We start from the raw sequence: 12,903 nt of genomic DNA on the forward strand, positions 1-12,903 counted from the left end.
TGCACGCAACATCAACGCCAGGATGACGCGACACGCCCCATTAATTAATCGACGCCCCCTGAGATCCCGCATGCCCGCACCCACCCGCACGCCCGCCCCGACGTCCACCCGCACCATCACGCTCCCCCGTGCAGCCGGTCTGGTCGCCGCCCTCCTGGGTCTCCTGCTCCCGCTGCTCGCCCTCGGCACCCCGGCGCACGCGGCGCCCACCGGCTTCCACGTCGAGAACGGCCGGCTGCTGGAGGCTTCCGGGAACGACTTCGTGATGCGCGGGGTCAACCACGCCCACACCTGGTACGCGGACCGGATCAGTTCCCTCGCGCACATCAAGGCCAAGGGCGCCAACACCGTGCGCGTCGTCCTCTCCAGCGGCGACCGTTGGACCACCAACAACGCGGCCGACGTGGCGAACGTCGTCGCGCAGTGCAAGCAGAACCGGCTGATCTGCGTCCTGGAGGTGCACGACACCACCGGTTACGGCGAGCAGAGCGGAGCGGTCACCCTCTCCCGCGCCGCCGACTACTGGATCAGCGTCCGGAGCGCGCTGACCGGCCAGGAGGACTACGTCGTCGTCAACATCGGCAACGAGCCTTACGGCAACACCAATTACGCGAACTGGACGGCCGACACCAAGGCCGCCATCCAGAAACTGCGCAACGCGGGCTTCGACCACACACTGATGGTCGACGCCCCCAACTGGGGCCAGGACTGGGCGTTCACCATGCGTGACAACGCGGCCTCGGTGTTCGCCGCCGACCCGGACGCCAACACGGTGTTCTCCATCCATATGTACGGCGTCTTCGACACCGCCGCCGAGATCGGCGACTACCTGGGCCGCTTCGTCACCATGCGACTCCCCATCGTCGTAGGCGAGTTCGGACACAACCACTCCGACGGCGACCCCGACGAGGACACCATCCTGGCCGTCACCCAACAGCTCGGCCTCGGCTACCTCGGCTGGTCCTGGAGCGGCAACGGCGGCGGGGTCGAGTACCTGGACATGGTCACGAACTTCGACCCGAACCAGCTGACCAGTTGGGGGCGGCGTCTCTTCAACGGCGCCAACGGCATCGCCGCGACCTCGAAGGAGGCCAAGATCTACTCCTCCGGGTCGGGCGGTGACACCACGGCCCCGACCGCCCCCGGCACGCCGACCGCCTCCTCGGTGACCTCGTCGTCGGCCACGCTCACCTGGGCGGCGGCCACCGACGCGAACGGCGTGACGGGCTACGACGTCGTCCGGATCAGCAATGGCGGGGAGACGGTCGTCACCACGACCGCGAGTACCTTCGCCACCCTCACCGGCCTCTCTCCCGCGACCCCCTACACGTACGCCGTGTACGCCCGGGACGCGGCCGGCAACCGCTCGCCGCGCTCCGGCACGGTGACCGTCACCACCTCCTCCGGCGGGGGCCAGGGCGCCTGCGAGGTCCGGTACCGGGTGACGAACGAGTGGCCCGGCGGCTTCCAGGGCGAGGTCATCATCCACAACACCGGCAGCTCGGCGGTCGCCGGCTGGACTCTGAACTGGACCTTCCCCGGTGCCCAGCGCATCACCAACATGTGGGGCGGCACCCCTGTCCAGACCGGTTCCGAGGTCAGCGTCGCCTCGGCCCCCTACACCGCGTCGATCCCTGCGGCGGGCTCCGTCACCCTCGGCTTCACCGCCACCATCACGGGCGGCAACCCCAGGCCGTCGGCGTTCGCTCTCAACGGGGCCGTCTGCTCCGCGGCCTGACGAACACGCTGCCCGGAAGGGTGTCCTGGTCCCCTTCCGGGCAGCGATCCATTCGAGTCGGCCCGACCGTTCCGTACGGATCGGTGCGCCCGTTCCGTACCAGTCAGACCAGGTGGGCGAAGACCACCAGATTCTCGGTGTAGTCCTTGGCCTTGCGGTCGTAGTCCCCGGAGCAGGTGATGAGCCGGACCTGGGCATCGTCCGTGTCGGCGTAGACACGCTCGTCGGGGAAGTCGTCCTTGGCGAACGACTCCGCGTGGTCGACCACGAACTCCGCCTCGCGCCCGTCGGCCCGCTCCACCTCGAAGCGGTCGCCCTGCTTGAGTTCGGAGAGCCGGGCGAACACCGCGGCCGAGGTCTTCGTGTCCACATGTCCGGCGATGATCGATGTTCCGCGCTCCCCCGGGGACGCTCCGTCGGCGAACCAGCCGACCAGGTTGATGTCGTCCGGGGGCGGGGCGTCGAGCTGGCCCGAAGCCGCGACGGCAAGATCGGTGAAGGGCGCGTCGACGTTGATCTCGGGGATGCGCAACCGGGTCGGGGCGGACCGCGGCAGATACTCGCCGACCGGCTGGGCCTCGGCGGAACCGCTGACCGTGGGACTGGTGGCGGAGGCAGTGGCGGAGGCGGACGTCGCGGGAGGAGCGTGCGAGCCGAGGGCGTCGGCAGGGGGATCCCCCCTGCCGCCGAGCAGGCTCACCGCCAGCACCAGGATTGCCGTGCCCCAGAAGATCGCCGTCATAACGGCGCGCAGCCTCCGCCGCGCCGGGGCCGGATCTGTGGGGACGGGGGAAAGGGGGCGGGCTGCCATCGGGGGACCACCTCATTCGGACACGGCAGCGAACACGGAGGGCGAAAGGGCGAGTGGGGCCGCCATGACACGCGACGCGTGTACGGCGACCCCGACTGCTATGACGCCAGGCATGGATCAGGCCACGCTTCCGGACGCCTTCTTGCGTCGCAGCGCGTAGGCGCCGGCACCGAGAACGGCCAGCGCGGCCAGGCCACCGCCGGAGAGACTCGGGTCGGAGAGCCCGCCACCGCCGGTGTGCACGCCACCGCTCGGCTTCTCGCGCTCCCAGCCCTTGTCGCCCTCGTCCTCGTCCTTGTACTCGTCCTTGTCGTGCTCGCCGCTCCGGCCGTCACCCTTCACGGCGGCCAGGGCGCCGCCACCCGTGTGGATTCCGCCGTTCGGCTTGCCGTGCTCCCGGTCCCTCTTGTCCTCGTCCCTGCACTCGTCCCTGCACTCGTCCTCGCCCTTGAACTCCTCCCCGGACTCCTCCTTGTACTCGCCCTCGTCGTGCTCGCCGCTCCGGCCGTCACCCTTCACGGCGACCAGGGCGCCGCCACCCGTGTGGATTCCGCCGTTCAGCTTGTCGTGGCTGCTGTCCTCGTCGTGCTCCTTGCTGTAGGAAGACTTGTCGTGCTCCCAGTCGCCCGACAGGGCGGCGAAGGCTGTGGGCGCCGAGACCACGAGGGCCGCGGTGGCCGTCGCGGTGGCGAGCAGCATGCGGGCAGAGCGCATCCGATTGTCCTTCCGTCGGTGGCCCCGGCTGCTGACTCCACGCCAGCACGCTTGACCGGACCCCAACGTGATCTACCGTCAGTCACATCTCTGGCTCCCACCATTCGAGGCGTTCACATGGGTTACGAAGCCACCCCTCCGGGGGTACCGACGGCTCACCCGGGGGGCGGCGTCGAGCTGCTGCCGTGAGCGGGCAGGATTGCCGGGCCTGGGGTGAGATCAACGGGGTCGAGGTCGCCGACGTCACTGCCCGGCGGACGGCACGCCTTCATCGCGTTCGACGTGGTCAGCGCCACGCTGGGCCAGGATTCCGAGCAGCCGCTCTTCTTCGCCGTCCGCCGGGCAGTGGGATTGGCCATGGCGCCGCCGTCGCCCCGGACCGCGCGGGCCGGACCGCGCGGGCCGGCCCCCTCCTGCCCTTGGCCCGGGGCCTGCTTGGTCTCGTTTTGTGCCGCTAATAAACAAAATCCGCTCACGCAGCGTCGTGCCGCGCTCCGACCTCGTCCGCCTCCGCCTCGCCCTGACCTCTTCTTCGCCCTCGACGGCTTCGTCTTCGCCGGCTGGGTCGTCCGCATTCCCGCCATCAAGGAGTAGACCGGTGCCTCCGCGAGCGCGCTGGAGCTCGTCCTGCTCGGGGGCTTCGGGGCTCCGCCGGAACCGTCGTCACGATGCTCTTCACCGGCCGGCTGCGCCGCCACTACGGCAGTCATCCCGTCACCGTGGTCTGCGCGATCCTGCTCTGCCTCGGCGTCGGCCTGCCGTCGCTCACCCACTCCGCGCTCGCGCCCGGCGCCGCGCTCCTGGTGTTCGGCGCGTCCTACGGTGGCATCATTGTCGCCTTCAACAGCGCGGCCGTCGATCTGGTGGCCGCGCTGCGGCGCCCTGTCATGCCGAGCTTCCACGCCGCGTTCGGCCTGGGCGGCATGGGGCTGGGTGCCCTGGTCGCCGGTTCCCTCTCGGCCACCCGGCATCTGTGGGAGCTCGCGGCCATCGGCCCGCTGGTGACCGCCGTAGCGGGACGGATGTTCATGCGGATCGAGCCGCTGATCCCCGCTGACCGGGGGCAGGGGCGGGGAAGGACGCCGGGTGGACCAAGCAGGGCGGCCCGCGCCGACTGGACGGCCGTCCTCACACGCTGGTGATCGTCTTCGGACTGATCGCGCCCTGCACCGCCTACGGCGAGGGGCCTGGGCCGACTGGGGCGCGCTGCGTCCGGAGGAGGACCTCGGCGCCTCGCCGGGCGTCGCGGCCCTCGGGCACTCCTGCCTCGCGCTCGCCATGACGATCGGGCGGCTCACCGGTACGACACTGCTCGAGCGGCTGGGCAGGACCCGGACCCTGGTCGCGGGCGGCACCATCACGACGGCCGGGATGCCGCTCGGCGCACTCGCGCCCTCGCTGGAGGGAGCCCCGCTCGGCTACGCAGTCACCGGCACCGGCCTCGCCGACCCCTTCCCGGTGGCCATCGAACGCGCGGGCGCGCTCGCCGGCCCGAGTGGTGTCGCCACGGCGTCCACCCCGGGGTACGGCGGCATGCTCCTCGGTCCGCCGGCGATCGGGTTCATGGCGGACCGGTTCAGCCTTCCGGCTGCTCTGACCGGTGTGGCGGTGCTCGCGGCGGTGGCCACGGCGATCGGGTTGGCGACCCGCAAGGCAGCCCCGGCCTGGCCGAGGGACAGCTTGCCGCACATGTACCCCACCGGCCCGGTCGCGTACGGCAGACTCCTCCCCATGGACGTTTCCTGGTTCGTGGGGATCCTGGACGTAGAGGGCCGGCGGCTGGCCGAAGCCGCCGAGAAGGCCGGCCCGGACGCCGAGGTGCCGACCTGCCCCGAGTGGCGGGTACGCGATCTGGTCCGGCACACCGGGGTGGTGCACCGGTGGGCCGCGGCCTTCGTCTCTGACGGGCATGTCCCGCCCCGTCCCATGGGCGACCCTCCCGAGCTGGACGGCCCCGAGCTCATGGCCTGGTACCGCGAAGGGCACCGCACGCTCGTCGACACCCTGTCGGCCGCGGCCCCCGATGTGGAGTGCTTCACCTTTCTGCCCGGACCGCCCTCGGCCCTGGCCTTCTGGGCCCGCCGTCAGGCACACGAGACGGCGGTGCACCGGTTCGACGCGGAGTCGGCGCGCGGCGGCGCTCCGGCCCCGGTCGCGACAGACTTCGCGGTGGACGGCATCGACGAGCTGCTGCGCGGCTTCCACGCACGCCGCACGAGCCGGGTCCGTACCGAGGCGCCGCGCGTCCTGCGGGTGCGGGCCACCGATGCCGACGCGGTGTGGACCGTACGCCTGTCGCCGGAGCCGCCCGTGACCACGCGGGACGCGGATGGGGACGCCGAATGCGAACTGGCCGGTCCGGCCGAGCAGTTGTATCTCGCGCTGTGGAACCGGCTGCCGGTGCCGGCGGTGTCGGGCGACCGGGCTCTCGCCGCGCTCTGGCGGGACGCGTCCGCCGTGGGCCAGGCCCCCGCCCCGAGGCCCCGGCTCAGTGGTGCGTGAGCATCCGGGTCAGCACCGCGCGCTGAACGGGAAGCACTTCGCCGTGCAACGCGCGCCCCTTCGCCGTCAGCGAGACCCGAACGCCCCGCCGGTCCTCCGCGCACATGCCCCGTTCGGCGAGCCCTTCCCGCTCCAGACGGGCGATCAGCCGGGACAGCGCGCTCTGGCTCAGATGGACCCGCTCGGCGATCTCCTGGACGCGGTAGGAGCAGCCGCGCACCGCGCCCGCGAGAATGTCCAGGACTTCGAAGTCGCTGCCGCACAGGCCGTGTTCGTGCAGTGCACGGTCGAGTTCGCACTGCGTGCGGGCATGCAGGGCCAATATGTCCCGCCACTGTTGCACGAGCGCCTGTTCGGGCTGCTTCGCCGCCATGGCCGCACCGTAGCAGGCACGCCGTCCGCCCACGTACGCGCTTCGGCCTCCTTGCCCTTCCGGACCTCGGGCTGTTTGACTTCAAAAGGTCGAGCAGAAGAAAGTCGAGCAGAGGAAAACGGTGGGGAGTCGCGGGTGCGGCGGACTCAGGCCGAGCGGGATGCGATCACTGTTGAGATCGGCTACGCGCTGTGCAGCGCGGCGTTCGCCGCTGCGGTCGTCTTCGGTGCCGCGGCGGGTCCGGCGCTGCTCTTCGCCCTTCCTGGTGCCGTCGAAGGTCTGTTGCTCGGCGCCGGGGCGGTGCTTGCGCCGGTCCTCTTCCTCGTTCGGGTGGTCAGTGTGCTGATGCGGTTCCGGCCGGCGGATCAGCCGAGCCAGCCCGGTCGGACCAGGCCCGACTCGTAGGCCAGGACGACCAGTTGCGCCCGGTCGCGGGCGCCGAGTTTGACCATGGTGCGGCTGACGTGGGTCTTGGCGGTGAGCGGGCTGACGACCAGACGGCGGGCGATCTCCTCGTTGGTCAGGCCGATGCCGACCAGGGCCATCACCTCCCGTTCCCGCTCGGTGAGGCCGGACAGGGTGTCGGCGGCGGCCGGTTCCTTGGACCGGGCCGCGAACTCGGCGATCAGGCGCCGGGTCACCCCCGGTGAGAGCAGTGCGTCGCCGGAAACCACCGCCCGTACCGCGCGCAGGAGTTCGTCGGGTTCGGTGTCCTTCACCAGGAAGCCCGAGGCGCCCGACCGGATCGCCTCGAAGACGTACTCGTCCAGCTCGAAGGTGGTGAGCATGACCACCTTCACGCCCGCCAGGTCAGCGTCACCGGTGACCCGGCGGGTGGCGGTGAGCCCGTCGAGCACGGGCATGCGGATGTCCATCAGGACGACGTCGGGCCGCAGTTCGCGGATCAGCCGCACCGCTTCGGTGCCGTCGGACGCCTCTCCTGCCACCTCGATGTCCTGCTGCGCGTCCAGCAGAGCCCGGAAGCCTGCCCGGACCAGTGCCTGGTCGTCGGCGAGCAATACACGGATCACCGGTCCTCCTTGGCGTCGAGCGGCAGCACGGCAAGCACCCGGAAACCGCCGTCGGGACGCGGGCCCGCCTCGATGGTGCCATCGAGGGCAGCGGCCCGCTCCCGCATCCCGGCGAGCCCGTTGCCGCTGCCGCCCGCTTCGGCACCGGTGGCGGGCCCGTCGTCGTCGATGCGCAGCCGCAGCCTCCCCGCGTCCTGGTCGATGCGTACGCGCGCGTGCCGTGAGCCGGAGTGCCGTACTACGTTGGTGAGAGCCTCCTGGAGGATCCGGAAGGCGGCCAGGTCCGCGCCGGGCGGAAGCTTCGGCGGCTCCCCCTCGACGGTGACGGCAAGGCCCGTGTCCGCTGCCTGTTCCACCAGTTCGGGCAGGCGGTCCAGGCCGGGTGCCGGGGCGCGCGGCGCGTCACCGGGGGCGCGCAGCGTGTCGAGCACGTGGCGCACCTCCCCCAGGGCCTCCTTGCTCTGGTCCTTGATGGTGGTGAGCGCGGTGCGCGCCTGCTCGGGGTCGCTGTCGAGGAGCGCGAGTCCGACGCCCGCCTGCACATTGATGACGGAGATACTGTGCGCGAGCACGTCGTGCAGTTCGCGGGCTATGCGGAGCCGTTCCTCGTCCGCGCGCCGCCGTACCGCCTGGGCGCGCTCGGCGCGCTCCCGTGCCCACTGCTCGCGGCGGGTCCTGGCCAGTTCCGCCACCGCCACGACGGCCACCACCCAGGTGGCGATCACGATCTCCTCGCTCCAGGAGGCAACCGCGTCGCCGGCCGGCAGCCACCGGTGGAGCGGATGGGCGAGCAGCAGATGCCCTGCCCAGAGTGTTCCCATCGCCGTCCACGCCGCTTGGCGGTGGCCGGTGACGACGGCACTGAAGCAGGCTACGGCGACGGTCAGGAACACCGGCCCGTACGGGTAGCCGGCGCCCAGATAGAGCAGCACGGCGGCCACCTCGGCGAACACCACCGGCACCGGATGCCGCTGCCGCCACAGCAGCACTGCTCCGGCCGCGAACAGCAACAGTCGTGCGAAGGGGTCGAGAGCGACGCGCTCACCCTCCTGGGAGTGCTCCGCGAAGGTGGAGCCGATCAGTACGAAGGCGGTGAGCAGCAGGGTGGAGGGCCAGGGCCACCGGGAACGCCGGTTCCTCGCACCGTCCCCGTCGCCCTCGTCGGCCCAGCGGCCCCTCCCGGGCGGGCCGTACCGCCACCACCCAGGAGGACCGGGCCGCCGCCTGCGCGACGGTCCGCCGCCGCGCCCACGCTGCTCGTCCATGTCCGTCACGCTAGACGCCGGGTCCCGGTGGCGGCGTCACCCCAGCGAGGTGATCACACGTACTCCCCTGGAAGTACGTGTCGGCGCGGGCGGCGGAACGGCGAGAGGGCCGGGACTACGACGCCGCCGGCAGGCCGACCGAACGGGCGAGGCGGTCCACCGCGTGCCGGAAGAACCTCTCGCGGTCCTCCACGACCCGATGGAACTGCCCGAACAGTTCGAACCCGACCAGCCCGAACAGCTCGGCCCAGGCCGCCACCATCGCCACCACCACCTCCGGGGGGAGGTCGGGCGCGAGGTCGGCGGCCATCCGCTCGGCCTCCGGCCGCAGTTCGGCCGACAGGGGCGGCAGCGCCAGAACGGAGCGGCGGTGTGCGTCCCGCAGGATGTCGAAGACGAGGAAGGCCAGGCGGGAGGCGGCCGGCACGGTGGTCTCGGGTGCCTTGTAGCCGGGGACCGGCGAACCGTAGATCAGCGCGTACTCGTGCGGGTGCCCGAGCGCCCAGGTACGCGCGCCCTCGCACACCACGGTCCAGCGCCGGGCCGGCGGGGTGTCGGCGACCTCGTCGTGGGCCGTTTCGACGGTCTCGCCGAGGGAGTTGTAAGCGTCGATGATGAGAGCGGTCAGCAGGTCGTCGCGGCTGGGGAAGTACCGGTACAGGGCGGAGGACGCCATGCCCAGTTCACGGGCCACGGCTCGCAGCGAGAGCTTGGCGGCGCCTTCCGCCGCGAGCTGTCTGCGGGCCTCCTCCTTGATCGCCGCGGTAACTTCGATCCTGGCCCGTGCACGGGCGCCGTGTGCGGTGCTCATGGAACCAGTCTTCCATGAAATCGGAGCACTGCACACAAATGAGAGCGGCAGACACAAACGAGAGCGGTGCTCTTGCGCGATACCGCCGGGCCGTGCAGACTTGCGTCAACAAACAGAGAGCAGCGCTCACAAAAAGGAGCGGCGCTCTCCATGCGTTCCGCATCTCCTTCGCCGCGCCACTCCGGCGACCCGACTTGTTCTCACCTGGGAGTCCTCATGTCCACGCACGTCAAGAAGCCCGGCTGGTTCACCGTCAACGTCCTCAACCGCCTCGTGGCGTGGCTGACCCGCCGCGGGCTGAGCGTCTGGGGGTCCAGGGTGCTTGCGGTCCGCGGCCGCAAGAGCGGCCAGTGGCGGACCACCCCGGTCAATCTGATGACCCTGGACGGTGCTCAGTACCTCGTCGCGCCCCGGGGCCACGTCCAGTGGACGCACAACATGCGGACGGCCGGCGGCGGCGAACTGCGCCTCGGGAAGAACGTCGAGGTCTTCACCGCGACCGAGGTCGCCGACGACGACAAGCCACCGCTGCTGCGCGCCTACCTCAAGCGCTGGAAGGCGGAGGTCGGTGCCTTCTTCAACGGAGTGGGCCCGGACTCCTCCGACGAGGAACTGCGCCGCATCGCCCCCGACCACCCGGTCTTCCGGATCACGGTCACGAACTGACGGACGCGCCCCCGGCCTCGGACCCGCCTCCGGTCCCGGCACCACCCCCGGCACCACCCCCGACACCGGAGTCGTCCCCGGCATCGGAGCCGCCGCCCGAAGGACGCCGGTCCAGCGCGATCATGGCGCGGTGGGCCAGCGGATGGGTCCGGACCAGCTCGCCGAGCGTGGTCGAACCGCGGGTGATGTCCCGGAAGGCGTTCCAGGCGGGGCGGAAGCCGGTGAGGACGGCGTGGAACACCCCGGGGCGCCGCTCGAACGCGGCCAGCATCCGCTTGCCCACGCTCATCTCGGTACCGAGCCCCGCCTTGACCGCGAAGGCGTAGTTCAGCGCCTGCCGGCGTGTGTCCACGGCATCGTGGGCCTCGGCGATGCGCACCGCCCACTCTCCCGCCAGCCGGCCCGAGCGCAGCGCGAAGGAGATGCCCTCGCGGGTCCACGGTTCCAGAAGCCCGGCGGCGTCCCCGCACACGAGCACCCGTCCGCGCGACAGCGGAGAGTCGTCCGCCCGGCACCGGGTCAAGTGGCCGGAGGAGATGCTCGGTTCGAAGCCGGCGAGACCGAGCCGTCCGATGAAGTCCTCCAAGTACCGCTTGGTCGCGGCGCCTTCACCACGCCGGGAGATCACGCCGACGGTGAGCGTGTCGCCCTTGGGGAAGACCCAGCCGTAACTGCCGGGCATCGGGCCCCAGTCGATGAGCACCCGCCCCTTCCAGTCCTCGGCGACGGTGTCCGGCACCGGGATCTCCGCCTCCAGGCCCAGGTCGACCTGGGCCACCTTGACCCCGACGTGTGCTCCTATGCGGCCGGCGCTGCCGTCCGCGCCGACCACGGCCCGCGCGAGCACGGTCTCGCCGCCCTGCAGGACAAGGGCGACCGTGCGGCGGTCCGGTACCGCCGTGCCGTGCTGCTCGACCCGCTGCACGGCGGCACCGGTGCGCACCTCGGCACCGGCCTTCTGCGCGTGCTCCACCAGTTGGTGGTCGAACTCGGGCCGGTTGATCAGCCCGAACAGCATCTGCCGGGACCGGCGGGTACGGGTGAAACGGCCGTTGAGCGAGAACGTCACCGCGTGCACCCGGTCCTTCAGCGGAAGCTCGAAGCCGGGAGGCAGGGAGTCCCGCGAGGGACCGATGATGCCGCCACCACACGTTTTGTAGCGCGGCAGTTCCGCCTTCTCCAGCAACAGCACGCGCCGTCCCGCGACCGCTGCCGCGTAGGCGGCCGAGGCCCCCGCGGGTCCCGCGCCCACCACAACAACGTCCCATACCTGCCGCGCGTCGTCCGCCGAAGAGTTCTCGCTGCTCACGATGGTCTACTGCTCCCGATCCAGCCGCCTGCCTCCCCCGTGCTCTCGGCTTCACTCGAGCAGGGGGTACCCATCTGTCCACCGCATACTACGGCGACGATCACTCGAAGCCGCTGTGGGAGGATCGTGCTGCATGGGTGCCTCGTACACCGGATCTCACCCGTGCTCCACGATCGCCTCGCCCACGAACGTACGCACCCGTACAACGTCGCACCCACAAGGAGCGTGCCCATGTCGTCGAATCCGGTCGCCGTGACCGTCGCCTCACTGATGCCCAGGGCGAAGGAGGAGCTCGCCGAACTGGTGGCCTTCAAATCGGTGGCGGACTTCGGCCAGTTCCCGCGCAGCGAGAGCGAAGGTGCCGCACGCTGGGTCGCGGACGCGCTCACGGCCGAGGGATTCCAGGACGTGGCCCTCCTCGACACCCCCGACGGCACCCAGTCGGTGTACGGCTTCCTTCCCGGCCCCGAGGGTGCCAGGACGGTGCTCCTGTACGCCCACTACGACGTGCAGCCGCCGCTGGACGAGGCCGGCTGGGACACCCCGCCGTTCGAGCTCACCGAGCGGGACGGCCGCTGGTACGGGCGCGGGGCCGCCGACTGCAAGGGCGGTGTGATCATGCACCTGCTGGCGTTGCGCGCGCTCAAGGCCGACGGCGGCGTCCCCGTCAACGTCAAGGTGATCGCAGAGGGTTCGGAGGAACAGGGCACCGGCGGCCTGGAGCGGTATGCCGAGCAGCACCCCGAACTGCTGGCGGCCGACACCATCGTCATCGGCGACAGCGGCAATTTCCGTGCCGGCCTGCCGACGGTCACCGCCACCCTTCGCGGTATGACGCTCGTACGGCTGCGTGTCGACACCCTCGAAGGCAACCTGCACTCGGGCCAGTTCGGCGGCGCCGCGCCGGACGCCCTGGCCGCCCTGGTCCGCGTCCTGGACTCACTGCGCGCCGAGGACGGCAGCACGACCGTCGACGGCCTGCCCGGCGACAGCGCCTGGGACGGGCTGCAGTACGACGACGAGCAGTTCCGCAAGGACGCCAAGGTCCTCGACGGCGTGGAGCTGATCGGCTCCGGCACGGTCGCCGACCGCGTCTGGGCCCGCCCGGCCGTCACCGTCCTCGGCATCGACTGCCCGCCGGTCGTCGGCGCGACCCCCTCCGTGCAGGCGAGTGCCCGCGCGCTGATCAGCCTGCGCGTGCCGCCGGGTGTCGACGCGGCCGAGGCCACCGAGCTGCTCCGGGCGCACCTGGAGGCGCACACGCCGTGGGGCGCGCGGGTGAGCACCGAGCACATCGGACAGGGGCAGGCCTTCCGCGCCGACACCACCAGCCCGGCCTACCGGGCCATGGCCGACGCGATGGCGGTCGCGTACCCGGGCCAGGAGATGAGTTACGCGGGGCAGGGCGGATCCATCCCGCTGTGCAACACCCTCGCGGCCCTCTACCCGCAGGCGGAGATCCTGCTCATCGGCCTGAGCGAGCCGGAGGCCCAAATCCACGCGGTGAACGAGAGCGTCTCACCCGACGAGTTGGAGCGGCTGTCGGTCACGGAGGCGCTGTTCCTGCGCAACTACGCGTCCGCGGCCGAGTCCACGGGCTGATCCCGCCCGCGCGGCACGGCTGCGGTGCGACGCCCGGCCGGGGAACCACGTGCCGGGCCGGGCGTCGCACCGGAACCCGGC

12 protein-coding genes and 1 pseudogene are annotated in these 12,903 nt (G+C 71.4%); 6 read left to right on the plus strand and 7 right to left on the minus strand.

Annotated elements, in window-relative coordinates; translation table 11 throughout:
• Nucleotides 1-70: 70 nt before the first annotated feature.
• Nucleotides 71-1,738 carry a cellulase family glycosylhydrolase gene (locus ACFP2V_RS36145; RefSeq protein WP_381220557.1) on the plus strand — a complete coding sequence of 556 codons (1,668 nt, stop codon included), beginning with the start codon at nucleotides 71-73 and terminating at the stop codon, nucleotides 1,736-1,738.
• 103 nt (nucleotides 1,739-1,841) lie between these two features.
• On the opposite strand, the gene ACFP2V_RS36150 is transcribed toward ACFP2V_RS36145, so the two are convergent.
• Together ACFP2V_RS36150 and ACFP2V_RS36155 are read right to left on the minus strand one after the other, a co-directional pair.
• The gene (locus tag ACFP2V_RS36150) at nucleotides 1,842-2,549 is read right to left on the minus strand and encodes a class F sortase (RefSeq protein WP_381220107.1); all 708 of its coding nucleotides are present in this window, start codon (nucleotides 2,547-2,549) and stop codon (nucleotides 1,842-1,844) included.
• Between the two features lie 117 nt (nucleotides 2,550-2,666).
• Nucleotides 2,667-3,263: a hypothetical protein gene (locus ACFP2V_RS36155; protein ID WP_381220110.1), complete on the minus strand. Its 597-nt coding sequence runs from the start codon at nucleotides 3,261-3,263 to the stop codon at nucleotides 2,667-2,669.
• A 448-nt stretch (nucleotides 3,264-3,711) separates the two neighbouring features.
• Here ACFP2V_RS36155 and ACFP2V_RS36160 point away from each other — a divergent pair.
• A pseudogene (locus ACFP2V_RS36160) lies at nucleotides 3,712-4,922 on the plus strand (MFS transporter); the annotation flags it as partial.
• 72 nt (nucleotides 4,923-4,994) lie between these two features.
• Nucleotides 4,995-5,765 carry a maleylpyruvate isomerase family mycothiol-dependent enzyme gene (locus ACFP2V_RS36165; protein WP_381220560.1) on the plus strand — a complete coding sequence of 257 codons (771 nt, stop codon included), beginning with the start codon at nucleotides 4,995-4,997 and terminating at the stop codon, nucleotides 5,763-5,765.
• On the opposite strand, the gene ACFP2V_RS36170 is transcribed toward ACFP2V_RS36165, so the two are convergent.
• Nucleotides 5,752-6,138 carry a MarR family winged helix-turn-helix transcriptional regulator gene (locus tag ACFP2V_RS36170; protein ID WP_381220113.1) on the minus strand — a complete coding sequence of 129 codons (387 nt, stop codon included), beginning with the start codon at nucleotides 6,136-6,138 and terminating at the stop codon, nucleotides 5,752-5,754. The genes ACFP2V_RS36165 and ACFP2V_RS36170 overlap by 14 nt on opposite strands.
• 135 nt (nucleotides 6,139-6,273) lie before the next feature.
• Here ACFP2V_RS36170 and ACFP2V_RS36175 point away from each other — a divergent pair, with 135 nt between their 5' ends.
• Nucleotides 6,274-6,543, plus strand: coding sequence for a DUF6332 family protein (locus ACFP2V_RS36175; RefSeq protein WP_381220117.1), 270 nt, complete (start codon nucleotides 6,274-6,276; stop codon nucleotides 6,541-6,543).
• Here ACFP2V_RS36175 and ACFP2V_RS36180 read toward each other — a convergent pair.
• From ACFP2V_RS36180 to ACFP2V_RS36190, 3 genes are all read right to left on the minus strand, one after another.
• On the minus strand, nucleotides 6,504-7,169 hold the full coding sequence (locus ACFP2V_RS36180; protein ID WP_381220120.1) for a response regulator transcription factor: 666 nt from the start codon (nucleotides 7,167-7,169) through the stop codon (nucleotides 6,504-6,506). The genes ACFP2V_RS36175 and ACFP2V_RS36180 overlap by 40 nt on opposite strands.
• Nucleotides 7,166-8,434: a sensor histidine kinase gene (locus tag ACFP2V_RS36185; protein ID WP_381220123.1), complete on the minus strand. Its 1,269-nt coding sequence runs from the start codon at nucleotides 8,432-8,434 to the stop codon at nucleotides 7,166-7,168. Before ACFP2V_RS36185 ends, ACFP2V_RS36180 begins: the two co-directional genes overlap by 4 nt.
• 115 nt (nucleotides 8,435-8,549) lie before the next feature.
• A complete protein-coding gene (locus ACFP2V_RS36190) occupies nucleotides 8,550-9,245 on the minus strand; it encodes a TetR/AcrR family transcriptional regulator (RefSeq protein WP_381220125.1) in 696 nt (231 codons plus the stop codon).
• Between the two features lie 216 nt (nucleotides 9,246-9,461).
• Here ACFP2V_RS36190 and ACFP2V_RS36195 point away from each other — a divergent pair, with 216 nt between their 5' ends.
• Nucleotides 9,462-9,911 (plus strand): nitroreductase family deazaflavin-dependent oxidoreductase, encoded by a 450-nt coding sequence (locus tag ACFP2V_RS36195; RefSeq protein WP_381220127.1) that lies wholly within the window; start codon nucleotides 9,462-9,464, stop codon nucleotides 9,909-9,911.
• Here the strand turns inward: ACFP2V_RS36195 and ACFP2V_RS36200 are convergent.
• Complete coding sequence (locus tag ACFP2V_RS36200) at nucleotides 9,901-11,220, minus strand: geranylgeranyl reductase family protein (protein WP_381220130.1); 1,320 nt, start codon at nucleotides 11,218-11,220, stop codon at nucleotides 9,901-9,903. The two genes, ACFP2V_RS36195 and ACFP2V_RS36200, sit on opposite strands and share 11 nt — an antisense overlap.
• A gap of 231 nt (nucleotides 11,221-11,451) precedes the next feature.
• Between ACFP2V_RS36200 and ACFP2V_RS36205 the strand changes: the two genes are divergently transcribed.
• On the plus strand, nucleotides 11,452-12,822 hold the full coding sequence (locus ACFP2V_RS36205; RefSeq protein ID WP_381220133.1) for a dipeptidase: 1,371 nt from the start codon (nucleotides 11,452-11,454) through the stop codon (nucleotides 12,820-12,822).
• The last annotated feature ends 81 nt before the right edge of the window (nucleotides 12,823-12,903 follow it).

It is taken from the genome of Streptomyces incanus (assembly GCF_042656345.1).
Lineage (GTDB): Bacteria > Actinomycetota > Actinomycetes > Streptomycetales > Streptomycetaceae > Streptomyces > Streptomyces incanus.

What these genes read in the sequence shown, in the direction of transcription:
- ACFP2V_RS36145 (WP_381220557.1), top strand. Translation starts at nt 71, where the DNA reads ATGCCCGCACCCACCCGCACGCCCGCCCCGACGTCCACCCGCACCATC.
- ACFP2V_RS36150 (WP_381220107.1), bottom strand. Translation starts at nt 2,549, where the DNA reads ATGGCAGCCCGCCCCCTTTCCCCCGTCCCCACAGATCCGGCCCCGGCG.
- ACFP2V_RS36155 (WP_381220110.1), bottom strand. Translation starts at nt 3,263, where the DNA reads ATGCGCTCTGCCCGCATGCTGCTCGCCACCGCGACGGCCACCGCGGCC.
- ACFP2V_RS36165 (WP_381220560.1), top strand. Translation starts at nt 4,995, where the DNA reads ATGGACGTTTCCTGGTTCGTGGGGATCCTGGACGTAGAGGGCCGGCGG.
- ACFP2V_RS36170 (WP_381220113.1), bottom strand. Translation starts at nt 6,138, where the DNA reads ATGGCGGCGAAGCAGCCCGAACAGGCGCTCGTGCAACAGTGGCGGGAC.
- ACFP2V_RS36185 (WP_381220123.1), bottom strand. Translation starts at nt 8,434, where the DNA reads ATGGACGAGCAGCGTGGGCGCGGCGGCGGACCGTCGCGCAGGCGGCGG.
- ACFP2V_RS36190 (WP_381220125.1), bottom strand. Translation starts at nt 9,245, where the DNA reads ATGAGCACCGCACACGGCGCCCGTGCACGGGCCAGGATCGAAGTTACC.
- ACFP2V_RS36195 (WP_381220127.1), top strand. Translation starts at nt 9,462, where the DNA reads ATGTCCACGCACGTCAAGAAGCCCGGCTGGTTCACCGTCAACGTCCTC.
- ACFP2V_RS36205 (WP_381220133.1), top strand. Translation starts at nt 11,452, where the DNA reads ATGTCGTCGAATCCGGTCGCCGTGACCGTCGCCTCACTGATGCCCAGG.